Here is a 24975-nt window from a genome sequence, read left to right as displayed (position 1 = left end):
TGATTGCCAAAGTCTAGCGCGAACGGTCTTAATTTGCCTGAACGGCAGTCAGCGCAATGGTATAAACGATGTCTTCTACCAGGGCGCCACGGGAGAGGTCGTTCACCGGCTTGGCAAGACCCTGGAGCATAGGACCAATGGCGATAGTGCCGTGGGCACTCCTCTGCACGGCCTTGTAGCCGATGTTACCGGCAGAAAGGCTCGGGAACACGAACACGGTTGCCTTGCCGGCCACAGAACTTCCGGGGGCCTTCAGAGAGCCGACGCTTTCGACGGTAGCGGCGTCGTACTGCAGCGGGCCATCCACCAGCATCTCGGGGCGGGCTTCCTTGACCAACTTGGTAGCTTCGCGCACCAAGTCGGCGTCGGGACCCTTGCCGCTGTTCATGGTGCTGTAGCTCAGCATTGCCACACGGCTGGGCAGGCCAAAAGCCTTGGCGGTGTCGTCGCATTGCATGGCAATGCCAGCAAGCTCTTCGGCGGTGGGGTTCAGGTTGATAGCGCAGTCACCGTAGATGTAGGTCTTGCCGGGCATGCACATAAAGAACACGGAGCTTACGGACTTGACGCCGGGAGCGCACTTGATGACCTGCAGGGCCGGGCGCAAGGTGTCTGCGGTAGAATGGATAGCGCCGGAAACGAGGCCGTCCACTTCGCCCATCTTGAGCATCATGGTGGCAAGCATCACGTTGTCGGCGAGGGCCGCACGGGCCTGTTCTTCGGTCATGCCCTTGGACTTGCGCAGTTCCACCAGAGTGGGCACGTACTTTTCGGCAAGTTCAGCCGTCGGTTCGATAATCTCGATATCGGCAGGGAGGGAAACTCCCTGTTCCTTGGCGACCTTGAAGATCTCGTCCTTCTTGCCCACCAGCACGGGCACTGCAATCTTGCGGTCAATGACCAGCTTCGCGGCCTGAACGGTACGAGGTTCAGAACCTTCGGGCAACACAATGCGCTTCTTCGCCTTCGAAGCCTTCAGGAGCAAGCCCGCACGGAACATGGCCTGGCTGGTTTTGCGCTCGGCAGCGGGGGCGGCGAATTCCTTCGCGAGGCACTTGGGGCAATGCATTATACGGTTCGGGCAGAACAGGTCGGCATCTTCGCCGTTGCAATAGACCTTCGCGTCCAGGGCGGTGGCGAGGTCGTCGTTGAACTTGTGGGCCAGCACGTCGTTCATGCCTTGTGCACCTTCCACCACCACGGTATCTACAGAGGCAAAGTCCTTCTGCAAGAAGTCAGCGGCAATCTTCTCCATCAGCACGGCGGAACGGTGTTCCTTCAGTTCCGCCGCCGCCTCGGCACCATTTGCGCAGGGCTTATACACGGCGGTCTTGACGCCAGCGGCAGCGGCGGCGTCCACAACTTCTTTTACCTTCGCGGCCATCTCAGCGGCGGCAGCGGCAACCAGAATTACTCTATTCATAACAATCTCCGTTTTTCGGCGCCAACGGGCGCCCTTAAAATTGAACGCCTAAAAATTAAGATAAAAAAAGCCCTGCGGCAAAGCCGCAAGGCTCATATTCACAGTTTCGAGGCGGCACCCGGCGGCGACTTAAGCAATCGTCGAGCAGGCGCCAAAGACCTTACGCGAAATTGTAAAGGTCCGTAATATCCTCGCCCGCCTTGTCGTACATCCAGAACTGGTTCACATGTGCATGTTCGTCTTCCACCAGGTCGATTTTCATGCTGTGCTTGTATTCCAGATAGTGGAACATACGGGCCATGTCCTTGCAGAACACGTCCACCAGGGGGCTGCTCACCACCAGGGTCACTTCCTTCAGTTTTCCCTTGCCGTGAGCGCGGGCCATCCAGCGGTCGATCATGCCCAAGGTAGATTCCAGCGTGGCAATGCGACCACCGCCGTGGCACACCGGGCAGATTTCCGTCTTCTCGGTCATCAGGTTCACGCGCACGCGCTTGCGGGTCACTTCCATCAGGCCGAACTGGCTAATGGGAGCGGGGCTGATAGGTGCCTTGTCCCGGCGGATCGCCTTGCGGAATTCCTGGTAAACCTTTTCGCGGTCCTCGTCGGTCTCCATATCGATGAAGTCGATGATGATAAGACCGCCCACGTCGCGAAGCCTGAGCTGCTTTGCAATCTCGTGGCAGGCGTCGATGTTGGTCTCGAGGATGATCTTGCTCTGGTCCTTGCCGTGGACCTTTGGACCGGTATTCACGTCGATGGACACCAGGGCCTCGGTCTGCTCGATGACCAGGTTTCCTCCGCGGGGGAGCGGCACCTGGCGCTGCAGGGAGCGGGCGTAATCGTTTTCAATCTTGAAATACTCGAACAGGCTCTCGTTGGAACTCCAGAGCTTCACCTTGTCCAGCTTGTCCGGAGACAGCACCTTCAGGTAGTCGCGAAGGGCGAAGTATTCGTCCCGATTGTCGATGTACACGTAGTCCGTGTTCTCGCCAAAGTATTCGCGGACCGTCTGCTCGATAGAATCCGACTCCTCGTAGATGCAGGTCTCGGCGGGCATGGTCTCGAAGTTGTACTTCGTCTGTTCCCACTTGCTCTCCAGTTCACGCATCTGCTTCTGGATTTCGAATTCGGACTCGTTCAGCCCGTTGGTGCGCACGATATAGCCCACGTCGCGGGCCTTCAGGCGGCGGACCACCTTCTGGAATTCCCGACGCTTGGCATGGTCGCGCTCGCGCTTGGACACGCCCACGAAGTTGGTACCCGGCATGCACACCAGGAACCGGCCTGCAAAACTCAGATGAGTCGTCAGACGGGCACCCTTGGTGCTGATAGGTTCCTTCACCACCTGGACCATAATTTCCTGGCCTTCCTGGAGAATCTCGTCGATGGAGATTTCCTTGGAAGCGCCTTCCTCGTCACCGTCGTCGCCGTATTCCCGGCGCAACAGCTCGTTCCTGTCCATGGCGTCGTCCTGGTGCAGGAACCCCGCTTTTTCCAGACCGATATCGATAAACGCGGCCTTCAAGGCGGGAAGCACCTTCTGAACGACACCCTTATATATATTGCCCAGGACCCTGGTAGAAGACACGCTTTCCACGACCAATTCCGCAAGTTCGCCGTCTTCCATGATGGCGATGCGCTTCTCGTAAGGTGTCTTGCTAATCAGGATTCCGCGCTTACACTTATTTGCCATAAAACTCCTAAAAGTAAAGCAAAATCGATTAGACAAACCCCTAAAAGGCCCTCCAAAAGTATGGAACGCCTCCGAACCCCGCCGGTTTCTTGACGGAAAGTACCGCCCGCCCGCCAAAACGAGGTCTAGGGACTTTAAATATATAATAAGAGATTAGGATCTAGGGGTTAGGGGTTAGGGATTGCAGGGCAAAAACGCTAATTTTCTTACTACAAGGGGGGAAGCCTCCCCCTCGGCGAAGCCTGTAGTCTTCGCCTACCCCCTCCGTCGTCATGAATTGGTCTTTTTATACGATGGATAGAACTTTCAGCAATTCCCTCTTGTTCGCCCCTAGGGCAAAAAACATCTTAATCATCAACTCAAGCGAAACACTTGCATCAGCATGTTCAGCCTTTGCATATCGAGACTGGCTTGTGTTCGCAAGGACTGCCGCCAAAACCTGGGTTTTTCCGCAACTCTTTCGCTTATTGACAAGTGCCTTTGCCAAAGCAACCTTCATTTCAACAATTGCCATTTCGGCAGGACTTAATCCCAAAAAATTGTCCACATCACCAACTATCCAGCCTTTTTTCTCCAGGCGCTCTTTTTTCTGTTTATCCATTTTTAGTCCCTCGAGTCATAAGATTTCAAGCGCTTGCGACAAAGTTCCAAAACTTCATCAGGCGTCTTGTTCGTTTTCTTTTCTGTCCATAAAATTACGACAATTGCATCCACATCAATCCGATAAAAAAGTCTCCATGTCTTATCCTCATCATTGATACGCAATTCATGACAATGTGCTCCTATAGAAGGCATAGGTCGGCTTTGCGGCAACGACAATTTCATTCCTGATTGCAATAACCGTAATAAGTATCCTGTCTCAATCCTTGCTTTTTGCGATAAAGGTGGCGTTTGAGGTTGCTCATGTAGCCATGCTATGGGTTTGTAGTTCTGGTTCATAAATATATATCAAATTTGACATAATGTCAAGGGGTGTTTTTAAATCCTCCTTATGGTCCCTACATGTATAGACGTATTTTTGCAAGAAAAATTGCCTTTGAAACGAGTAAAAAGTTTTTTTCACAAACCTCGCCAATGAACCTGACGAAACGGATTAGATTTTATATCATTATTCACGATGGGTCGTTTTGCAGTGTTCCGTAAAGTTCTTTATCTGGTGGCAATGATTTCCACCGCGGTTGCAGCCGAAGAATACGCCGCAATCCCTTCTGAAGGGCTTGTGGCGTATTACCCGTTCAACGGCTCTTTCGAAAACAATGCCGGCACAGAAATCGCCACCGCCGAAAACCACGGAGCCACATTTTCCACGGACCGCTTCGGCAACGAGAATTCCTGCGTCGCCTTCGACGGCAACGGAGCCTACCTGGAAATTCCGGACAACGACGTTTTCAGCATTTCCACCACAGGCGCCCTGACGGTTTCGGTGTGGGTAAGCCCCGAAGTGCTGAACTTCCAGAATGCCGAAGCCGGCGGCTACGTGCACTGGATGGGCAAAGGGGAGCCCCACCAGCATGAATGGGTATTCCGCATGTACAACAAGGACCTTGCCCAAGGCCAAGAAAACAGGCCAAACAGGATGTCCGCCTACGCCTTCAATCTAGAAGGCGGCCTCGGTTCCGGAAGCTACGTGCAAGAAGAAATCCAAGAAAAAGAATGGATCCACTTTGTGGCCCGCTACGACATAGAATCCAACAAGATTACTTTGTTTAAAAACGGTATCCAGAAAGACCAGGACGATTTATACGACAAGACCTACGGTGTGCAGGTCCAAAACGGGACAGCTCCCCTCAGACTCGGGACCCGCTCCAAGTGGAGCTATTTCCAGGGCTGCATCGACGACCTGAGAATCTACAGCCGTGCCCTTTCCGAAAGCGAAATTCTAGCGCTCTACAACGAACCCGCCCCGAAAGACAACGCCGAAATAGAAAACCCCGAAGAACATAGTTCCAGTTCATCAGAAGTCGTCAATCAAGAAGAGTCCCAGACTATCCGGAAAAAGTCAAATATCGTAAACCGCTCCAGAATCAATTCACGGAGCAAGAAATTTTTCGACCTGAAAGGACGCCTGGTGCGAGAGGAATAGAAGTTAGGGGCTAGGATCTAGGGGCTAGATTCTAGCTCAAATGGCCCGGAGGGGCGCTGACGCTGTTCTTGATGGCCGCCTGCTTGGACTCCACAATCTTGTCAGCGATGGAACGGACCTTTTCGGTAAGCCACAGCCACGACTGTGAACCTTCGGTATAGTCCGCCTCCCCAAACATCTGCACGCGGCTGTCCTGGCGCATCTTTTCCACCTGGCGGAAAGCCTTCACGTCCCCTTTCGGGTAAACCGCAAAGGTAGAGCCGCCATTGTAATTCAAGATGCTGAAAGCGGGCACATCCGATGGCCCGTCGGCAATGTAGAGCATGTTCTCGAAGGGCACGCGACGGTCGCCCCGGGCGATGGTGGAATTCACGTCGATATCGTCGGGATACTTGTTGCTCCCCTTGTTGATTTCAAAAAGGTAGCGGGTCTTGGAAGTATTGTCCAGGGCGCAGGCCACCTGGCTGATTTCTCCTTCGGCAGGAGCGGCACATACCTTCGACGCATCCGTATCAAAACCAGGGAGAGCCGGCGTCTCGATAAATTCACATCCGAAAATTCCATCCACGAAGGGGGCTATTGCACTCCCCCGGATAGTTTCCGCAAAACCAGTGCTCACCACGTAATGCTCCAGCTTGATATCGAAGGCTTTGTATTTCGGGTCCGATTCCACCAGCCCCTTGATGTTCCCGAAAAATTCAGGAAGCCCCGGATAGAACACGAGCTCACTCCCGAACTGATGTAATAGTTTGTTCGAAAGGCCCTTGAACAGCCCCTGCTTCACGTAGGTCAGCACGTGGTTCAGGTAACTGGTGTCCGGATTCACGTGCACGCCGCTACGGCCGTAGTATTCGCGGAGGGAGTTTACCTCCCGCCAGAACTTGCCGCCATCTACGTTGTAATGGCGGAACAGCGGCTCTTGCATGTAACTGCTGATGAGGGTCTTGTCACAATCCCACACGAGGGCGATGATGTTCTGTTCGAAAGGAGTCATGGGGGTTAGGGGATAGGGGTTAGGATTTAGGATCTAGGGGCTAGGATCTAGGGAGATGAGAGATGTGTAATGTGGAGTGCGAGGTGAGGATATAAAAACTCATAACTGACTACTGATAACTCATTACTCTCATATCACTGTTTCGTTATGAAGTAGTCCTCCGGGTTTATGGGAGTGCCGTCTAGGCGGATTTCGTAATGGAGCGCCACGCTGGACTCCGTGCCGCTCTCGCCGATGATGGCGATGGGCTGCCCGCGCCGAACGCGCATGCCCGGCTGCACCAGGGCCTGCCCCAGATGGGCATAAAACGTCTTGATGCCCGGCATGTGCTCGATTTTCATGGAAAGCCCGAACCCGCGATGGTTGCGGACTTCGGCCACGACGCCCGCACCGGTGGCCACTACGGTATCGCCCACGGCAGCCACGTAATCAATGCCACGATGGGGCAGTTCCTGCTCGGTAAAGTGGTCGTAAATCATTTCGAAACGGTTCTTGACGGCGTGGCTGTTCTTAAATGGGTGCAGCACAGGCACCATAGCCGCCGTCACGGAATCCTGCTCCAGCCGGGCAAGCAGGCGCCTGAAGGTCTTCTCGATTTCGGCAAGGCTCTTGCGTTCGCTTCCCGAACGCATGTCCCGGCCGGATTCTTCCAGGGTGAACCCGAGCCCGCTGAGGCTTACGGTGCTGTCCCGCAAGAGCCTGGTTTCTTCGGCCTTGAGGATGGACTCGTCCACCGATTGGCGGATATCCTTAATCTCCTTCTTGATGGCCATGTTCTGACGGTACACCGAAAGCACGTTTCCGTCGGAGAGGTTCGCCACAATCTTCTGGGGCGAAAACAGCACGAACCCGAGAATGGCGCAAGCCAGGAGAACCACCATCACGATTACCCTGGTCAGGGAAATCTTGTAGTTCTTGGGCGCCGAGGTCTTGCTCGGGAAAACATGAACCTCAAGCTTTTTCACTCTTCCCCGCAGATTCCTTGGAAAGCTTCTTTTCCAGTTCGGCAATCTTTTTCTGGCTTTCTTCGATGCCGCCGATAATTTCCACCACCGACGGGTCGTCCTTGATGGCTTTCAGAAGGTCGTCCTGCACAGCCCCGTAGAGCTTTTGCCCCAGGGCCTGGAACTTGGTCTTGAGTCGGCTTTCTTCGGTTGCCAGTTCAACACGGACCAGGGTCGCAGAGGCAAACCCCATGGCATGGTTTTTCAGCTTATTTAGCACTGTTTTATCCATAAGCGTTCCTTTTTTCACTCTTAAAATAGTAGTTTTTACTCCATAAAACAATGGAGATTTTTTATGAGCCGGAGAGATCGTAGGCGTGCTATGCAGAATGCAAAGAATTTCACGCCTAAAAAGTCCAATTCCATGAACAAGTGGGTCATCGTGGCCCTGGCCGTAATCGCTGTAGTATTTTTCGTCGGAACGACTATCATTCAAAGGGGTGCCTAATCTATGAAATTCCAAATCCAAAAAGCTGTATTCCTGGATGCTCTTAGCGCCGCCGTCAACGCGGTGCCGAACAAGTCCACTATCCAGATTCTCAATAACTTCGCCCTTAGGCTCGAAGGCAATGTCCTCGAGGTGAGCGCGACGGATCTGGACCTGGGCATCAGGGTCAAGGTAGAAGTCGAAGGTGAACGCGATGGTTCCGTGGTCATCAACGCCCGCAAGCTTCTGGAACTGGTGAAGAGCCTCGTAGATCCGAGCATCACTACCGTAAGCGTAGATGTGGAAAACTACCTCGCCAAGATCCGCTGGAGCGAAAAGGGCCAGGCAAGCATCACCGGTTTCGACGCCAGCGATTTCCCGCCGTTCCCCGAAGTGAACGAAGGCGAAACTCTGAACTTTGCCAAGAGCGAACTGGAATTCCTGGTCGAAAAGACCAAGTTCGCCACCTCTACCGACTCCACCCGTTTAAGCCTGAACGGCATCTTCCTGGAAGCGGGCGACGGCAAGGTCTCCATGATTGCAACCGACGGTCACCGTCTGGGCCGTGCCGCCATCGAGCAAGAAGGCGCAAGCCTGAGCAATGGCGTCATCGTCCCCCGCAAGCCCCTGGAACAGATTCTGCACATGGCCAAGGCCGATGCCACCATCGAGGCCCGTGCGTCTTCGACCCACATTTTGTTCAGCACCGAATCCATCCAGGTGATTTCCAAGCTCTACGAAGGACCGTACCCCAACTACCGTGCGGTGATTCCCCAGAACTTTGAACGCACCGTGCAGCTGAACACCGTAGAATTTTTGAACAAGATGCGCAGCGTGATTTCTATGGCCAACGCCCGCACCCACAAGGTGCGCCTGCAGTTCGAAGGCAACAACCTGGAACTCAGCGCTTCTGACCCGGATGTGGGCGGCGATTCCCGCGAAGCCCTCTCCGTGACCCACAACGGCGAAGGCTCCTTCAGCATCGGCTTTGACGGACGCTACATTTCTGAAATCTTCAGCATGTGCAAGTCCGAAGAAACGGTGATGAAGATGAACAACCCCATTGGCGCCTGCATCATCGAGCCCGTTGGCGAAGGCCTGAACTTCAGCTTCTTGCTGATGCCCACCCACCTGACCGACGACTAACCGCAAGGTGCAAACAAACTAAAAAAGGGGTGTCGCACAAGCGAGCCCTTTTTTAATGTGAAATATATGTCCAACGCCATCCGCAAACGCATCAGCAAGAAGATTACCAAGGCACTCCACGACTTTGGCCTGATTGAAGACGGCGACAAGGTGCTGGTTGCCGTCAGTGGCGGCAAGGATTCCAGCGTGCTCCTGATGGAACTGGCCGCCCGCATGGGAAAGTTCTTGCCCGACTGCGAAATCGGGGCCATCCATATCCAGAGCGACTTTGCGGACAAGGCCCCCCGGGAATTTCTGGAACGCATGGCGCAGCAATATCCGCAGATTCCCTTCTACTTCAAGGACGTGGCGGTAGAAGGCCGACTCAAGGAAGGTCGCAAGCTGAACTGCTACTGGTGCAGCACCCAGCGCCGCACCGAGCTTATCAAGTTCGCACGGGAAAACGGCTACAACAAGATTGCGCTGGGCCACCACATGGACGACATCGTGGAGACCCTGCTGATGAACATGCTCTACAAGGGCGAATTCAGCGGCATGCCGCCCATGGTGCCCTACGAAAAATACCCGGTAAGCGTTATCCGTCCGCTATGCTACTGCGAAGAATCGGAGATTATCGAATACGCCGAAGACGCCGATATCCGCAGGTTTACCTGCACCTGCGAGTTTTCAAAGGCAAGCCACCGTAAATCCATCCGCGAAGAAATCAAGAGCCTTACCAAGGGCAATTCCACCCTCAAGGCGAACCTCTTCGAAAGCATGCGGAATATACGGATGGATTATCTGCTGTAGGGCGAAATGAAATTTTGACAAAATTGCCTATTTTAGGCAACCTAATTTAGGCAATTTTTGCTCAATATGGAAAAATGGCAACATTGGCAAAAAGTCAAAATGAGTTTATATTTAGAAGAGTACGTAGATGACAACCTCATCGAGGAGTTGAGCATGGCCTTCAAGAGCATAGGACAGAAATACGGCTTTGTGAGCGCCGGTGATGTTTTTCGCCAACAGATTGCCGACACGCAACAAAAACTTGAAGCAAAAGCCAACGAAGACAAATTGAACACGGCCAGGGGGCTCCTCCAAGACGGAGTTTCCATAGAAATTTTGACCCGACGGTTCAACCTTTCCGAAGAAGCGATTCTGGGAAAGTAGTTTTCCAAACTTGTAAAACATCTAAGCGGCTCCCGATGGGGAGCCGCTTGTGGTTTTAAAAGAGGGAGAATTTCATCTACCAGTCGCAGGTGCCGTACTTGCCTATGGCATAGATGGAAAAGTCATTGGTCGTTCCGGCACTTCCCTTAAACCCAATTTCAATGCGAGCGGCCTTGGCGATTGCCTCTCCCTTGTCTACGGCAGTCCCCCAGCCTTCCTGTATGAAATCGGCCCAAGTTACATTGGCAAGAGACTTGTCCTTTTTCAAGGGAATCTTCGCCTGGATAAGGTCGGAGCCGGTCGCCTCATCGTCACCGTTGAACCTGACGATGAGATAGAAGTCCTGTGTCGCGGAATAGACCAGGCACATGCCGCCCCATGTCGTGATATCCGCAGATTTCTTTTCGCCTGCAATATGGAAACCCAGGCGGACGAAGGGGTATTCGAAGCCGCTCCCGAACTGGGCGGTCCCCTTCAGATAGCCGAGATTGTCCCTGGAGGGGACCTCGAAACTGCCGAAGGCCATCCCTGAAGGCCAATAAAAAGAACTCGTCCCTCCGTTATCTGAATCCGTGTACGACCATAGGTAGCCCTGGGTCCCGGTCCCGTCATCCAGGCCGGTATAGACCTTGCCGCAGCGGGTTGTTTCGGACGTGTGCATGCAATCCTGCGGGCAGTACATCGCATTTGAGCAATCGATGGCTGAGACAGTAGTCACTCTTACGCTTGGATAGGGCGTTATCACCACCTCACTTGCCGATGACGGAATCACGCTAGCCGAAGACGAAGATTCATCCCCCGAAGGCAATGCCGGAATGTCCATGCCAGATGACGAGGGAACGACTGTTACCGACGATGTTGGCGTATTGTCGTCATCCTGCGTGCCGTTTGACGCCGCCGCACCGTAACCGTCTTCTCTTTTGGGATTGTCCCCGGTCTCCTTCGTTATCTGAAGCGGCCCCCATTTGCCGTCGCTACAGATGTAGAACGTCTTTTCCGAGGCTACTCTCTCGATGTCGCCCTCGCGACTACCGGTGCAGTTGGGCAGGTCTTCCAGGGTTGCGGCATCGTCGCTTGGTACCTGGACGGTCTGCTGCACCGCAGGTTGTGTGGAAGTCTCGCAGGCGTTAAACACAAGCACAACGCCCACTAGACATAATGTTACATTGTTGAATCGCATAGGCTCTCCTTGATTCTGTTTAATCTTCATCCATTATATCATTCAAAGCATCCTTTGCTGTTTGGTAAAGTTCTATTACAGTTCTTGGCAACTTTGATCTATCCTGTTCATCATCATGCCACACAACAAGAACATCAATATCTTCTTTTTTGTGGTTTCGATCAAAATCAGAAGAACGTGTTTTCATTTCGGCAATTTCATAACAGTTTGTAGCATCATTTATTAAAATTGCATCTGGTTTTGTATCGTTTGACGCTTCATACCCCAAATCTCTCAACAACGCAATAGTTGTCCCTCAACAATACTTGTACCCCGTATATTCCTGTAAAATACCCCAAGCCATATAAATATCTGTTTCAGATTTTGGTTCCCAATAAGAGAGATTTTCGGGTCTAAATGGTTCTATATGTATGTGTTTCAAATTTTTTCGCTCAAATACAATACTTGTATTTTCACTGGGATTTTTTTCAAATCCTGTGTCCAAAAATGTTTCGTCCGCTAGCGGCTTTTTGATTTTTTTTGTAAACCGAATACTATGTTTATCTATAACTTCATAGGGATTATCTCCTACACTTAAAACACCTAAAGTATACAGTTTCTTCAGGCCCGATAAAATTGAATTATTCGCATTAAGTCCACAGGTAAGAACCAGGGATGTATCCTCATTTTTATCAATTGGAGGTTCATAATCCGCAACAACTGTCACTTGTCCTGCCTCTAATAGGCCCTCTTTCAAAATTTTCTTGCCCAAATATATTGAGTAAAGACTTTTGTATCGTTCGTTAACATTTGCCCGATAAATCTCATTCATTTTAAATTTCCTTTTTATTGAATCAATGATTTATTTTCTTAAAAGTCATCTTGAATTTTTTTGATTTTCTTTTTTATAATCTGTTCCTTTTTCCTTTTTTGAATTTTCCCCTTTATGTACTGTATAATCCTTTCAATCAATTCCATCTTTACTCCTTTTTTAAGGTAATACACATTCAATATCAAATAATGTCTCTTAAATATCATAAGTTGGCTACTAGTCCTTAAGACAACGAATAGAGAACCCAACGACGTCCTTGCCGGCCTCGTCCAGGCTCGCATAGTCGTATTCAAAATTCATGTGGTACGCGTAGAAATCACGGTACTCCGTAGAACTCCAGAAGTACGCTCTTCTGCCGGCGTCGTAGAAGTAGCCATTATAGTCGTAGAAACGGCCAGCCGGCAAGATGGAAAAATCGAAGGCGTCAGTTCCGTTCCAATCGTTCTCCCAGCCCGTAGCAGACTTGAGCATCACGCCTGCTACGGAACTTCCGCCCACAGCATCGAACAAAGAATGCCATTCAGTTGTATCGGGCAAGTGCCAGCCCGCGGGGCATGCAGTTTTCGCTGCCGACCAAGTGTAGAGGCGACCGTACTCGGCGCATTTGGAAGAAGAACCTTCGTAACACCAAGATGGCGACGTTTTGTAGTTCAGGTTCTCCGCCATCCACACTTGACTTCCTATAGTCACATATTTATAGACTTGCCCGTCACGAGAATCGGTAAATGTTCCCGGAGGCGACTCGGCAGAACTTGAGCCGGGATTGTCAGCAAATTGTGATGAGGAAGACAACGTTGTGCCCCCTCCCCCCACACATCGTACAGAAAACGAATGCTTTGAAGCATCCAAAGAATTGTCTACGTTCTCCACATATTCCGCTATTTCGCCGGTTAGGTGCAAAAAACCTTTTTCATCATTACTCCAAAACATGGTCTCTTCCCCTTTCCCGCGGAATGGATTAGCCTGGTTTACCGAATAACCCGATGCCAGCGCTGCAAAACCATACTCATCTACGCCGTTCTCTCCTATCCATGATGAATCCGCCCTAAGAGTTAGACCAGCATTTTGTTCTCCACCCGCATTTGAAATCAATTCCAAAAAATCCTTTTTACTTGGCAAATGCCATCCGTCGGGACATACCGAATTGTTATGTAAAGCATTGGTCTGGTATAAATAGCCAAATATTGAGCAATTCGATTCATTGTTACTATAACAGAGAGAATAAGGAGTTTCATATTTCAAGTTTTCTGCCATCCATACTTGATTCCCTATAGTTATGGTTTTATAGACTTGGCCATTACGCCGATCAACAAAAGTCCCACTTCTTTGTTCTTTGATGCTTGAACTTGAAATAGCAGTAGTAACTTGTACAGATGAGACAGAAGAACTAGAGACTACGTTTTGGTTGCTACTAGAAATCGGCGGATCAAGAGGAGCCATTTCGCTAGAAGATGTTCCTTGGACATTGGTTGCCCCGTCCAATTCGCCAGGTTCCCCAGTCGGGACGTTTTCCGCATTCTCAACATCTACCACAACCCCACCGCCATCGCCGTCCTGCGGGATAGCGCTATCCATGGGTACAGAGGGTACCGTCTCGTCGCTGCAGGCAGAGAGCAGCAACACAATGCAAAGTAACAAGAGAGATGCTATCGCTTTAATCGTGCGAGACGGCATCATATTGAATTTCTCTTTGAACATTTTCATTGGAGAATCACCCTATAGCAACATTTAAATTGCTAGTCTTTTACACAACGGACAGAAAAGCCAAGATCCTTGGCAGAAGCACCCAGATACGCATTGTCGTCATAGTTGTGCAAGGATATATAGTATGAGTCGAAGTCCCAATCATCATCATACTCCGAAGAACTCCAAAAGTATGCGCCGTCACTCCTGATATCGTAGGCCTCGTTGTCATTGCCCGCAGGCAAGGCACCAAACCCAAAAGCATCGGTACCGTCGCTGAGGCCAGGAGCGTCAATAGGAAAACCTGTCACCGACTTGAGAGCCTTGCCCGCCATAGACTGCCCTCCCACCGTTGTAAACAAGGTATTCCATTCCGCAGAACTGGGTAGATGCCATCCACTGGGGCAGGCACTCATTGCAGCATTCCAGGCGTACAGCCGACCATACTGGGCACAGTTGGCTGGATCATCCGCATAGCAGTGACTGTTTTCTGTCTCGAAATTAAGATTCTCGGCCATCCAGGTTTGAGATCCAATGATGACAACCCGATAAACATTGCCATCACGTTCATCTGTCATTGTTTCGAACACTGTCGCATCTCCCCATCCAGTTTGTGAACATATATATCCATCTCGATTCTCACCAAAATTCGCCCTATCACAGGGAACAGTGTACATGCATCTTACAAAATATCTATCTCTATTCAATGATGAAAACTCGTTTTCATTAAATACGACAAGAGCTTTTTGCTCATAATCTATGGTGCCCAAACCATGAATTGGTAATTTTATTTTTGAAAAAAAATCATTGCCATCAAAAAAATTGAGCGGATCATAATCTAGAGAATACCTATCATGTTCATCAAAATTTTCTGGCTCACCATAAATTTTGTGAAGAACAACGGACCATTCCACCCACGATGGACGAACCCATCCCTCTGGACAAACTTCTTCATCCCTCTGATAAGCAACTCCGTAAATTTTACTCTTTTCAAGACATTCCATACTCGTGCCAATCACGTTGTAATATTCTCCATAATTATTGCACATAAAGTCAGAATCAGCACTTTCCGCCCAGTTAACGCATACCAATGTCTCTCCTGCCCTTGCAAAACATTTACGGTCGTCTTGACTTAATCCCCATTTAATGCATCCCGATTCATTTTCTTCTATGCACGCGCATGGACGCGTGTGTTCACAATGATCCATGGCATCATATCTCAAGTTTTCTGTCATCAAACTCCAGGGACCTATCGTCACAATCTTATAAACCTGGCCATCACGAGGATCCGTCATGGTTCCCGACGAAAGTGACTCTTTCGAGCCTGGAATATTTGACCCCGCATTGCTAGGCACTGTTCCATCGCTGCAAGCAGCGAGAACGAGGGCAAGTGCGAAACCCGAGAGAACCGTTTTTGTTTTTTGTGCCATAAGGCCTCCTTAAAGCCATTTTTCGTGGCGAACGATATGCGAATCGTTTTCGGTAATCCAATTGATTTTAAGTCCTGCTCTCTTTAGCATTCGTAAGATTGTTCCGTTAGGATGACCGTACTGATTGTCTTCTCCCGCCCAAATGTAGGTCCGAACCCGCCTGTTAAAAGCTGGAATACGCCCTAAATTATTATGGCTTCCATGATGGGGTATTTGAAAATCAATATTTAGGGATAAGAAATCCGCAAAATGCTGTTCAATGGCCAGCATCTCATTATCATCCTTCAACCTTATATCACCATTCATCCACGAAATGTAAGGAGACTCTACACCCCGTTCACAATTCCTCGTTTGCATATCATGGATGAATGGCGCAGAAATCATCGCCATACTTGACCAATTCTTATCTCCATAAGTTTTGCCTTTCTCTGAAATTTTTTTGTAAGCGCGCACCAACTTTTCTTTAGAAAATTCAAAATCTTTAATTGATTTTATACTTTTTATCAAATCAATTAGCGCAGGTTCTTTTTTCAATAATAAATCGAATTGAAGAGCATACTTTGACCTATCAACATAAAATTTCAGCAACCACTTTTCAGAACAATCTGTACATCCAAATAAGGTAAATACACGGTTGTGAGAAAAAGGATTGTTCATTCCCTTTTTCCAGTCAGCATTTAATGCTATTTCCGTTTCGTCATTGTCTCCTTCACTGGAAATACACAAGACCGGCTGATTGCTTATTATATCGAAAAAAATTTCCATGGTTTTAATTGATACAGAACTAAAGAAAAGAAGCCTATCCAAGGGAGTCGGATTAGGAAGAATTAAAACAGGAGGCCTTTTTTGTCCAATTTGATTGACATATCTATTCAATTTTTTTAGACCATTGATATGATCTTCATCTAAATGGCTAATTACGACAAAATCTATTCTCTCAAATCCAGAATTGTCTATAGCATTTCCCAGTTCAATTGTTGGTCCTTCTAACGATTTGTCGACAACAGCACCACAATCATATACGATTGTGTAGTCCATTCCATTACTCCATATCCGTTCGGAGTAGAAACCACCTTGTCCAACGGCATAAAATGTTTTAGTATTGTAAATCATTAGAAATCTCGTTCTATATCAATCTTGTGTACCTTTGAAATAATCTTTTTATTTTCCATATTCATGAATTCTACTATGGCAACAAAAAACTTTTCATCTGTTTTCAAGTCGTCATTTGTAAAACCTGTATGGTGAGTATTAACAAATGATATTTCACCAACCCTATGTTTACATTCTATTATCAGAGTAATCATATCATCTGCGCTAGCGAATAAATTCGCAGAACTCAAAACAGGATTCTTTTTCAATTTCCGGATATAGGTTTCCTTTTTCATATTTCCTCCTTGGAAGACTGTTGTTTAATTTGATTACGTTTTTTAGTTAATCCTTAAGGCAACGAACAGACAACCCCGTGGGCTTAGGGAAGTTAAGGAAGTACCCTCTGTCGAAAGCGAAGTCCAAGAGCATGATGCTCGCGTTGCCGTCGCTTCTCTCCGTAGAACTCCAGAAGTACGCGATGCTGCCCGCGGCGCGGAAAACCCCATCGTAGAAACCTGCAGGCAACGCCGAAAAGGAATAGTCATCGGTACCATTGCCGTTACTATCCCATCCTGTAGTGGACTTGAGCAACTTACCTGCCACATCTCTGCCGCCAACTGCTAAGAATAAGGCCTTAAATTCCAAAGAGTCGGGCAAATGCCATCCGCTGGGGCAAGCAGTCAAAGCATCAAACCAACTGTATAGACGACCATATATAGCGCAGTTGGAAGCAACATCTCCATAGCAATAACTGTCTGCCGTTTCATAGTTCAAGTTCTCCGCCATCCAAATCTGGCTTCTAATAGTCGTGATTTTATATGTCTTTCCATCTCTTACGTCTACAAGTGACGTGACCTCCGTATTAGTTTGCTCCGTATTAGTTGGATTGCTATCATCGCCGCAAGCGGCAAAGATAAGCACAAGACCCGTCATACTAATGACTTTGGCGAGTAATTTTATTTTTGTTTTTTCCATATTTACTTCTCAAACCCATTGAAAAAATTGTCTTACGCTTCGTGCTAATTCATTTGTTGTAATGACCGCACTTCCGGCCATTGGAACGCCTTTTGGAAATGACTGAAATGTACGACTATTGGGGAAATTATGCACTGCATTGGGATTTACATCAAGAACAGCCGTTGCGACAATATGAAGTATTCTACGCAGTGCAATAAAATAAGCCTGAGCGCCCGCATTCAATTTTGGACGAGGATTGAGCTGTAGAGTGAACAGAATCGCATCGGGTCGCTGCTTTAATTTCTGTAGATAATTAGCGAATTGTTGCGGAGACACACCAGCTTCCTGAAGCGACTGATAACCTTCTATACCAACACGAATTATATTGCCATTCAAAAGCCTAATCGGTTTTATTAAGATATTTCCGGCAGTCCTATTATAAGGGCCTTTTGTGGCCCCATATAAATGCCTGGCGACACTGGACTTGCCCATATTAGGGTCACCGACAATGACATAAGCGTCTAACCTTTTTTTATTTTTAAGAGAAACATTTCTTTTTTTCATAATCTCCACCCCTGGTGAACATTTTCATTGATTTTTCTTTCAAATCTACCCCTTTTTACAAGAAAAAGTATCCTTTCCCAAAAAATGATACGACTTTCTTTAATTTTGAAATGATACGCAAAATAGATACACCTTTATCAATCCCAACAAATAAGCGACTTGTGGCCCGTTCCTCATTTTGCACAGGTGTATCATAACAGATTCAAAAACAGCCCTGTTTCGTATCGTCTGCGGTACAATTCCTTGATTTATTGAATTTTAGCCTATCCGCTTTCACATTTTTATTTGTATTTTATAAATCGTGAAGTCCATATACGAATACAAGGATTTCCGCAAGTATATGGCGGATTACTATGCCGAGCAGAAGAAAATTGCCGGCTTTTCGTGGAGGAGTTTCGCGAAGGCCGCGAAATTCAGTTCACCCGTGTATCTGAAACTGGTATGCGAGGGCAAGAGCGGGCTCTCAAAAAAAGCCAGAGTCCGCGTTGCAAGCGCCATGGGCCTTTCCGGATTCGAAAGCGACTTTTTTGTACTCCTGGTAGCCTATGACCAGGCAAAGGATGCCAAAACAAAAACAGAGATTTTTAATAGCCTGCAAGAAATCATTCTGAGCAACAGGGTCGGCGTTCTCGAAAGGGCGTTTTTCGAATACTACTCCAACTGGCTAAATTCGGCCATACGGGAACTTGCCGCATCCGTAGATTCGGCAAGCCCGAAGGGGCTCGCCAAGCTCTGTTTTCCGGAGGTCAGCGCAGACGCCGTCGCCCAAAGCCTCAAGTTCTTGACCCGCAGCAAACTCCTGCGCAAGTCCACCAGAAAGGGGCAATACACGCAGGGCCGCAAGTCTATTTCTACGGGGACGCTCCCCTCTTCGGTGATGGCGGTGCGGAACCTTCACCGGCAAATGGGGAACCTGGCCGTGGAATCCCTGGACAGCGTTCCCGTTTCGGAGCGGAACTTTTCCACCATTACCCTGGGGCTTACCGAAGGGGCGTACGAAGATATCGTTGCCGAGATGCAGAACTTTCGACGCAAGGTGGTGGATATTGCAGCCAAAGACCAGGGGACAGAGCGGGTCTACGAACTGAACCTGCAGCTGTTCCCCCTTTCCCAGAAAATTCCGCCCGCAATGCAAAAGAAACATCCCAACAAGGATTCGTAAAATGTACCTGAGATTCGTCGCCCTTCTGGTTTACCTGCTCCTGTTTGTTGTCGCCTGTTCCGACAAAGACAAGAACGCGGGCGGCACCTCGGAAGCCGAAAACTCCATCGCCATCGAGAACAAGGACATTGCGGGCGTGTCCCAAAAGGGGCCGTTTGTGAAGGGTTCCAGCGTGACCCTGTACGAACTGAACTTTGAAACCCGTGCCCAGACGGGAAAGAGTTTCTTGGGCAGAATATCGGAAGACATGGGCACCTTCGCCATCTCCAAAATCGAACTGGCGTCGCAGTACGCCCTGTTGCGTGTCGACGGGTTCTACCGCAACGAAGTAACGGGAAAGGTATCTGCAAGCCAGATTACCCTAAACGCCATCTCCGACCTTTCGGACCGCGACAACGTGAACATCAACCTGCTCACCCACCTGGAATACGAGCGGGCGCTATGGCTTGCGCAAAACGAGGACATGACCGTAAAGCAAGCCAAGAAAATTGCGGACCAGGAAATCTTCGAAGCCTTTGCCGAGGACTTTGCGGGCGAAAGCGTGGAGGATCTGGACATATTCGGAAATGCCGACGGCGATGCCGTTCTGCTCACCATCTCCATCATCATGCAGGCCGGCAGGAGCGAAGGCGAATTCTCCCTTTCCCTGGCAGACCTAGCCAAGGACATCGAAGAGGACGGCGTCTGGAACGACTCCCTGGAACGGGCCCAATCCGCAGATAACGCCTTCGAAGTCGAGTTGGCCCAAGTCCGTGAGAACATCCTGGGCTGGAACATTTCCCAAAAAATTTCCATGTTCGAGAATTACGTTGAATATTTCTGGAGCGATGTTTTCGGGCTAGGCAGGTGCACCGAAAAGAGGGAGGGCGAAATCCGCCCCGACACAAACCCCAAATCCCGTTATTTCAATGAAAAATTTATTTGCGAAAAACTGCATTGGCACCTGCTTGGGAAAAAACTATCATCAAGCTCAACAGAAGAATCTTCCAGTTCAAGCATTTCTGCTGAAAGTTCTTCTAGTTCGGCAAACGACTCATCGGAAAGCGGCGACTCCAGTTCCAGCGACTCCAGTTCCTCTATAAAACGCAGTAGTTCCTCTAGGCAGTCCACCGCCACCATCGACCCGCCCTACAAAGAAGAAACATCCATCATCGACCCGGAAGTCCTTGCCATACTGGGAACGTGCAACGGCGAAAGCGAGGGGTCGGTCAAGAAGGCTTTCAATTCTTCATTCGTATGTAAAAGCGGACTGTGGTATAGCCTTCTCCTCGCCGACATGGAACAGGATTCCTGGTTCAATCCAGATATTACCTATGGTACACTGATTGACCAACGAGACGGACAAACTTATAGAACCGTTGTCATCGGCACACAAAACTGGATGGCCGAGAACCTGCACTATGCGGGCGAAAATGCGAGCGAGGAACTTGCGACAAATATGGCAGATGAAAACCTGTGTCCCTCCGGAGACGAAGAATATTGTGAAAAGGCCGGGTATGTCTACAGCTGGACCGCAGCTATGAACCTTTCCCCCACATACAGGACAAGAATCGTAAGCAGCTACCCTATTACAAGCAACCACCAAGGAATTTGCCCCGATGGGTGGCATATCCCCTCTAAAGAAGAATGGAACGTTCTCATCGAATACGTGAAGAATACCTACAGTGAAGGCCTCGGCGCAATAAGAGCCTCCGACAGTTGGGTCTGGTTTAGCAAGGATATTGCCCCGACAAATGTAACCGGCTTTTCGATGCTCGCCACGGGGATGACCTTTGAATCATGGGGACGAATCGATATGGGCGTATCAACAGCCTTTATTTCTGGAGATGTTCCAACAATCTCGCTGGGCATACCCTGCCTTGCTATCCAGGAATTTTTCTACAGCGAAAATAACATAAAGGAATTCATTAGCACATCTGATGCATTCAATGTCCGCTGCGTAGAAAACGCCGCGCCCACATCCAGCGAAAATTCCAGTTCGTCGGTCAAGCAAAGCAGTTCTTCCCAGCAATCCGCCACCACCATTGACTCTCCCTACGACGAGAATACATCCATCATTGATCCGGAACTTCTGGCCATCTTGGGAACCTGCAATAGCAAAAACGAGAGTGCCGTGAAGAAGGTATACAATAATTCGTTTATATGCAAGAGCGGGTTGTGGTATTCCTTGCTCCTTATCGATATGGAAAAGGATTCCTGGTTCAATCCAGATATTACCTATGGCACTTTAACTGACCAGCGCGATGGGCAAACTTACAGGACTGTAGTCATCGGCACACAAAACTGGATGGCTGAGAATCTGCACTACGCGGGGGAAAAAGCTGACGCCACCACATTGGCAAATTTGGCCGAGGAAAATTTATGCCCCTGGAATGACGAAAAATACTGCAGCAAGTCCGGCTATCATTATTCTTGGACGGCAGCCATGAACATATCGCCCATATACAAAAATCGCATTGCCGCAAGCTACCCTATCACGGATAAACATCAAGGCTTATGCCCTAATGGCTGGCATATACCTACATATGACGAATGGAACGAACTTTTTGATTTCGTCATATCTGTTTATGGTGAAGTCGCTCCGTCTAGAGCATTAAAGGCTGTTGATGGGTGGACATGGTTCAGCAAAGAACAAGCCCCGACGAATTCTACGGGATTATCCATACTTGGTACAGGACAATACTACAGTTGGGGACATTCAGAGGGCGAAGAAATCGGACAATCAACCTACTTTATAACTGCTACTACGCCCGAATCCAAGTATTATACGATAGAGCTATTCGGCTTTACCCAAAATTTACATGACATTGGTAATTATGATTTTTCACAACCCGCATTTGTCCGCTGCGTAGAAAACGCCGCGCCCTAACGTATTTCCACACAAAAATCCGCACTCATAAAGGTCCGCGGCAAAACCGCTGGGCTTTTTCCTATAAAATAATGTATATTCACATATGAGACACAAAAACATTATCATAAAAAAGGATAAAATCTATGGCAAACAAATACGCTGGAACCCAAACCGAAAAGAACCTGCAGGCCGCATTCGCTGGCGAATCCCAGGCCCGCAACAAGTACACCTACTTTGCCTCCAAGGCCAAGAAGGAAGGCTTTGAGCAGATTGCAGCGCTCTTCTTGAAGACCGCCGACAACGAAAAAGAACACGCCAAGATGTGGCTCAAGGAACTGGAAGGCATCGGCGATACCGCCCAGAACCTGAAGGCCGCCGCCGACGGCGAGAACTACGAATGGACCGACATGTACGAAGGCTTTGCGAAGACCGCCGAAGCCGAAGGTTTCAAACCCCTGGCCGCCAAGTTCCGCATGGTGGCCGCCATCGAAAAGCACCACGAGGAGCGCTACCGCGCCCTACTAAAGAACGTGGAAATGCAAGAAGTATTCGCCAAGAGCGAGGTGAAGGTTTGGGAATGCCGCAACTGCGGCCACATCGTGGTGGGCACCAAGGCCCCGGCCCTTTGCCCCGTATGCGCACACCCGCAGGCCTATTTCGAGGTGAACGCCGAGAATTACTAATACAAAAGCCGCGACTTAGTTTCGCGGCTTTATGAAAGTTATTTCAAGATCAGGGTGCGGTTCAAGATGGCCGTGCCCTTTTCGTTTTCTAGCCGGACAATATATTTGCCTGCGGGCAACTTATTCAGGGAAACGGAGGCATTACTGCCCATATCCTTGCTCAAGAGTAGTCTTCCGTTCAAGCTGAACAGGCTAAGCCTGCTCATGCCAGGCGCACTCACATGAAGGGTACGGTTTTCAATGAACATGCGGGCGGCCGCGGTCACGTTGACCCGTTTCATTCCCGTAATGAACTTGGTGCCTTCAGGAGCGCCTACGATAAGCCCGCGGCCTACCGTGCTCATGTACACCACGCCAAAGTTGTTCATGTCGCCTTGCACAAAGTTCCCGTTGCCCGGGCCGCCGAACTGGTGCATGTCATCGTTCACGCGCTCAAAAGTCTTGCACTTGTCGGTACTGCGGTAGATTCCAATCGGGTCACCGGACTTGGCTGCACCCCAGATAAAGACGGTCTCGTAACTAGCACCTTCCTTGGCCTTGCCAATACCCACAGCGATGGCGGTGCTTGCACCCGCGCAGCGGTTCCAGGTCTTGCCGCCATCTTCGGTGTAGGCAAGGCCGTTTTCGGAGAATCCCTTGGGCAGCCAGACCTGCGCCTGATCCATGGGAACCCACAGGTGGCCCTCCCTACCCGGCACCGTGCGGATGAGGCCGCCGCCGTTGTAGTATTCGCCTGCGGCATCGTTCTGCAGGCGGGCTCCCGAAGTCGCAAACGTGGCGCCGCCATCGGTAGATACCTTCAAGTTGGCCTGCTGATCCACCAGGTAGAACACGTCGGGGTTTACCGGATCCGGAGTAATGCGGGCGTATTGACTTTGGCCGTCCATTCCCGTCACCTTGCTCCAGGTCTTGCCGTTATCCGTGGTGCGATACACGTCGCTGCTGTTATCTGGACGGTGGAGAATCACCTTGCCGTCGGCAGACATGGCAAGGGTTCCCTGGGCTCCCATCAAGGTCGTTTCCAGTTTTTTCCAGGTGGACGCATTGTCGTCGCTACGGTACATGACCATAGAGGTAATCCCCGTCCCGGTGGAGTAATCCGTCACCTGGCCCGTCCGCACAAAGGCCTTTGCCAAAGGCGCGTACCCCAAGCTGTTGGTTGTGCCGATGGTGGGCGAGTGGCGCGGAGTGCTCTTGTTGATGTCGGTATAGGCGGCGCCGTCATAGTCGCCGATGGCCGTTACCAGCGGGCCTCCCGGAACGCTCACGATATCAAGAGGCACGGTCTCTTCGATGCCCCTGCTCTGGAATTTCCACAGGGGGACTTTCGCGGTGATGTCATCCGTCTGGAAAACGCCGTTTCCGCTGGTGACCCAGGCTTCCTTGTTGTTGAAGGGGTTAATTTCCACAGAACCCGCCCAATGGATGGCGTTGCCCGAAATCCACGCCGTTCCGTTTGCATCTACGTTGACACCGTCATTGTAACCCTGGCCGTGAGTCCAAGTGGAACCGCCATCTTTTGAAACATAAATGCGGTCGCCATAGTTGTCCTTTCCATCCTTGTAAAGGTGTCTTCCTCCATAATAACAGAGGGTAGTCACCACAATGTGCTTGGGATCACTCGGGTCAATGGCAATGCCACCAAAGCCGTGGCTTGCGCTCTGGCTTCCGTCGCCCATACGGGCCGTAGTGCTTTCGTCCTGGAAGGGGGTAATGTTGGTCCAGGTACCGCCTGCGATGTTGTACTTGTACACAGCGCCCTTGTTTACGCTATGGGGGCCTTCTGAACTTGCATAGGTAATATACATGTCGCCACCCACGATTTTTGCGCGGTGGGGCATCAGATCTTCGGGACCGCCCGAAATGGTTGTCCAGGTAGCGCCACCGTCATGGCTCACCTGCAAGTTGTCCTTGGTAGCGGAAATGCCGATGTATATCGTCTTGGTGGAACCATCGGAATTCTTGCCCTGGGATTCGTCGAACAGCACAAAGCTGATGCCATTCACACCGGTAAGACCGTTGCCTGTCGCAGAAGAAAGCGCAACCTGGTAAATACTGGTCCATGTCTTGCCGTAGTCGGTACTCTTGTAGAGGCCCTTGGTGCGGCTCCCACAAAAGAGAATGTTCGTCTTATTGGGGTCCACAGCCAGCTTTTCGCCGGTCTGGCGGCCCATGCCGTTGCCGTGAGCCAGCATTTCCACATAGCTGGTGTCCCAGGTGGAGCCGTAATCTTCGCTGCGGAGCACTGCAGTCCGTCCATCGCTAAAGTAGCCCGTTCCGGCCAGCACGTAAATGCGCTTCGGGTCCGTGGGGTCCAACGCAAAGGCCTCGGTACCGTAAAGTCCCTTGTCGTTTTCCGAGATGAAATCCATCAGGGGAATCCAGGTCTTCGACGAAAAATCAAAGCGGTAGATGCCACCCACGTCGGTGCGGGCGTAAAGCAAGTTTTCTTGCTTCGGGTGAAATATCACGGCAGACACGAATCCGCCACCGTCAAAACGGACATTACCCCATTCGTATTTTTCTGCAGTAAAAGCCTGGGTACAAAGGACCCCGGCCAAGGCGAGCACTTTCCAATCCATATAAACTCCCTATATTTGACAGAAATATAGCCATTTGTCTTGTAATTTCAAGCAT

General features: G+C 49.8%; 26 protein-coding genes. 9 read left to right on the top strand and 17 right to left on the bottom strand.

Annotation, left to right across the window (positions count from 1 at the left end; translation table 11 throughout):
- Positions 1-28 precede the first annotated feature (28 nt).
- From pta to IKB43_12765, 4 genes are all read right to left on the bottom strand, one after another.
- Entirely contained in the window at positions 29-1423 is a 1395-nt protein-coding gene (gene pta / locus IKB43_12780) for a phosphate acetyltransferase (GenBank protein MBR2470997.1), read from the bottom strand.
- A gap of 160 nt (positions 1424-1583) precedes the next feature.
- Positions 1584-3119 carry an Rne/Rng family ribonuclease gene (locus IKB43_12775; protein ID MBR2470996.1) on the bottom strand — a complete coding sequence of 512 codons (1536 nt, stop codon included), beginning with the start codon at positions 3117-3119 and terminating at the stop codon, positions 1584-1586.
- Between the two features lie 286 nt (positions 3120-3405).
- Positions 3406-3720 carry a hypothetical protein gene (locus tag IKB43_12770; GenBank protein MBR2470995.1) on the bottom strand — a complete coding sequence of 105 codons (315 nt, stop codon included), beginning with the start codon at positions 3718-3720 and terminating at the stop codon, positions 3406-3408.
- Positions 3721-3722: 2 nt separating this feature from the next.
- Entirely contained in the window at positions 3723-4058 is a 336-nt protein-coding gene (locus tag IKB43_12765) for a type II toxin-antitoxin system RelE/ParE family toxin (GenBank protein MBR2470994.1), read from the bottom strand.
- A 178-nt stretch (positions 4059-4236) separates the two neighbouring features.
- On the opposite strand from IKB43_12765, the gene IKB43_12760 reads away from it, so the two are divergent.
- Positions 4237-5202: a LamG domain-containing protein gene (locus IKB43_12760; GenBank protein MBR2470993.1), complete on the top strand. Its 966-nt coding sequence runs from the start codon at positions 4237-4239 to the stop codon at positions 5200-5202.
- A gap of 31 nt (positions 5203-5233) precedes the next feature.
- Here the strand turns inward: IKB43_12760 and IKB43_12755 are convergent, their stop codons facing one another.
- From IKB43_12755 to IKB43_12745, 3 genes are all read right to left on the bottom strand, one after another.
- Entirely contained in the window at positions 5234-6196 is a 963-nt protein-coding gene (locus IKB43_12755; GenBank protein MBR2470992.1) for a hypothetical protein, read from the bottom strand.
- Positions 6197-6330: 134 nt separating this feature from the next.
- Entirely contained in the window at positions 6331-7161 is an 831-nt protein-coding gene (locus tag IKB43_12750; GenBank protein ID MBR2470991.1) for a M23 family metallopeptidase, read from the bottom strand.
- Positions 7148-7432 (bottom strand): hypothetical protein, encoded by a 285-nt coding sequence (locus tag IKB43_12745; GenBank protein MBR2470990.1) that lies wholly within the window; start codon positions 7430-7432, stop codon positions 7148-7150. The genes IKB43_12750 and IKB43_12745 overlap by 14 nt, the downstream gene beginning before the upstream one ends.
- Before the next feature lie 63 nt (positions 7433-7495).
- On the opposite strand from IKB43_12745, the gene IKB43_12740 reads away from it, so the two are divergent.
- The 4 genes from IKB43_12740 (at position 7496) to IKB43_12725 (ending at position 9925) form a co-directional block, all read left to right on the top strand.
- Complete coding sequence (locus IKB43_12740) at positions 7496-7648, top strand: hypothetical protein (GenBank protein ID MBR2470989.1); 153 nt, start codon at positions 7496-7498, stop codon at positions 7646-7648.
- Between the two features lie 3 nt (positions 7649-7651).
- The gene (gene dnaN, locus IKB43_12735; protein MBR2470988.1) at positions 7652-8773 is read left to right on the top strand and encodes a DNA polymerase III subunit beta; all 1122 of its coding nucleotides are present in this window, start codon (positions 7652-7654) and stop codon (positions 8771-8773) included.
- Positions 8774-8839: 66 nt separating this feature from the next.
- Positions 8840-9562: a tRNA 2-thiocytidine biosynthesis protein TtcA gene (locus IKB43_12730; protein MBR2470987.1), complete on the top strand. Its 723-nt coding sequence runs from the start codon at positions 8840-8842 to the stop codon at positions 9560-9562.
- Between the two features lie 153 nt (positions 9563-9715).
- Positions 9716-9925: a hypothetical protein gene (locus IKB43_12725; GenBank protein MBR2470986.1), complete on the top strand. Its 210-nt coding sequence runs from the start codon at positions 9716-9718 to the stop codon at positions 9923-9925.
- A gap of 76 nt (positions 9926-10001) precedes the next feature.
- On the opposite strand, the gene IKB43_12720 is transcribed toward IKB43_12725, so the two are convergent.
- The 4 genes from IKB43_12720 to IKB43_12705 form a co-directional block, all read right to left on the bottom strand.
- Positions 10002-11105 carry a hypothetical protein gene (locus IKB43_12720; protein MBR2470985.1) on the bottom strand — a complete coding sequence of 368 codons (1104 nt, stop codon included), beginning with the start codon at positions 11103-11105 and terminating at the stop codon, positions 10002-10004.
- 19 nt (positions 11106-11124) lie between these two features.
- Entirely contained in the window at positions 11125-11385 is a 261-nt protein-coding gene (locus IKB43_12715; GenBank protein ID MBR2470984.1) for a hypothetical protein, read from the bottom strand.
- Positions 11386-11400: 15 nt separating this feature from the next.
- Complete coding sequence (locus IKB43_12710) at positions 11401-11916, bottom strand: hypothetical protein (GenBank protein MBR2470983.1); 516 nt, start codon at positions 11914-11916, stop codon at positions 11401-11403.
- Between the two features lie 216 nt (positions 11917-12132).
- Positions 12133-12846: a fibrobacter succinogenes major paralogous domain-containing protein gene (locus tag IKB43_12705; GenBank protein MBR2470982.1), complete on the bottom strand. Its 714-nt coding sequence runs from the start codon at positions 12844-12846 to the stop codon at positions 12133-12135.
- Between the two features lie 528 nt (positions 12847-13374).
- On the opposite strand from IKB43_12705, the gene IKB43_12700 reads away from it, so the two are divergent.
- On the top strand, positions 13375-13551 hold the full coding sequence (locus tag IKB43_12700; protein ID MBR2470981.1) for a hypothetical protein: 177 nt from the start codon (positions 13375-13377) through the stop codon (positions 13549-13551).
- 101 nt (positions 13552-13652) lie between these two features.
- On the opposite strand, the gene IKB43_12695 is transcribed toward IKB43_12700, so the two are convergent.
- From IKB43_12695 to IKB43_12675, 5 genes are read right to left on the bottom strand one after another with little or no spacing between them, the layout of a single operon-like run.
- Complete coding sequence (locus tag IKB43_12695) at positions 13653-15029, bottom strand: fibrobacter succinogenes major paralogous domain-containing protein (GenBank protein ID MBR2470980.1); 1377 nt, start codon at positions 15027-15029, stop codon at positions 13653-13655.
- Between the two features lie 9 nt (positions 15030-15038).
- The gene (locus IKB43_12690; protein ID MBR2470979.1) at positions 15039-16142 is read right to left on the bottom strand and encodes a hypothetical protein; all 1104 of its coding nucleotides are present in this window, start codon (positions 16140-16142) and stop codon (positions 15039-15041) included.
- On the bottom strand, positions 16142-16417 hold the full coding sequence (locus tag IKB43_12685; protein ID MBR2470978.1) for a hypothetical protein: 276 nt from the start codon (positions 16415-16417) through the stop codon (positions 16142-16144). Before IKB43_12685 ends, IKB43_12690 begins: the two co-directional genes overlap by 1 nt.
- A 46-nt stretch (positions 16418-16463) precedes the next feature.
- A complete protein-coding gene (locus tag IKB43_12680) occupies positions 16464-17096 on the bottom strand; it encodes a fibrobacter succinogenes major paralogous domain-containing protein (GenBank protein MBR2470977.1) in 633 nt (210 codons plus the stop codon).
- 9 nt (positions 17097-17105) lie between these two features.
- Complete coding sequence (locus tag IKB43_12675; GenBank protein MBR2470976.1) at positions 17106-17642, bottom strand: hypothetical protein; 537 nt, start codon at positions 17640-17642, stop codon at positions 17106-17108.
- Positions 17643-17943: 301 nt separating this feature from the next.
- Here IKB43_12675 and IKB43_12670 point away from each other — a divergent pair, with 301 nt between their 5' ends.
- From IKB43_12670 to IKB43_12660, 3 genes are all read left to right on the top strand, one after another.
- Positions 17944-18804 carry a TIGR02147 family protein gene (locus IKB43_12670; GenBank protein MBR2470975.1) on the top strand — a complete coding sequence of 287 codons (861 nt, stop codon included), beginning with the start codon at positions 17944-17946 and terminating at the stop codon, positions 18802-18804.
- A gap of 1 nt (position 18805) precedes the next feature.
- On the top strand, positions 18806-21673 hold the full coding sequence (locus tag IKB43_12665; protein MBR2470974.1) for a hypothetical protein: 2868 nt from the start codon (positions 18806-18808) through the stop codon (positions 21671-21673).
- A 125-nt stretch (positions 21674-21798) separates the two neighbouring features.
- Positions 21799-22338: a rubrerythrin family protein gene (locus IKB43_12660; GenBank protein MBR2470973.1), complete on the top strand. Its 540-nt coding sequence runs from the start codon at positions 21799-21801 to the stop codon at positions 22336-22338.
- Positions 22339-22376: 38 nt separating this feature from the next.
- Here the strand turns inward: IKB43_12660 and IKB43_12655 are convergent, their stop codons facing one another.
- A complete protein-coding gene (locus IKB43_12655; protein MBR2470972.1) occupies positions 22377-24920 on the bottom strand; it encodes a T9SS type A sorting domain-containing protein in 2544 nt (847 codons plus the stop codon).
- Positions 24921-24975: the final 55 nt, after the last annotated feature.

The organism is Fibrobacter sp., from assembly GCA_017503015.1.
Taxonomy (GTDB): domain Bacteria; phylum Fibrobacterota; class Fibrobacteria; order Fibrobacterales; family Fibrobacteraceae; genus Fibrobacter.
The sequence above is the reverse complement of the archived record's forward strand: the minus strand, read 5'-3'. Positions and strand labels throughout refer to the sequence as shown.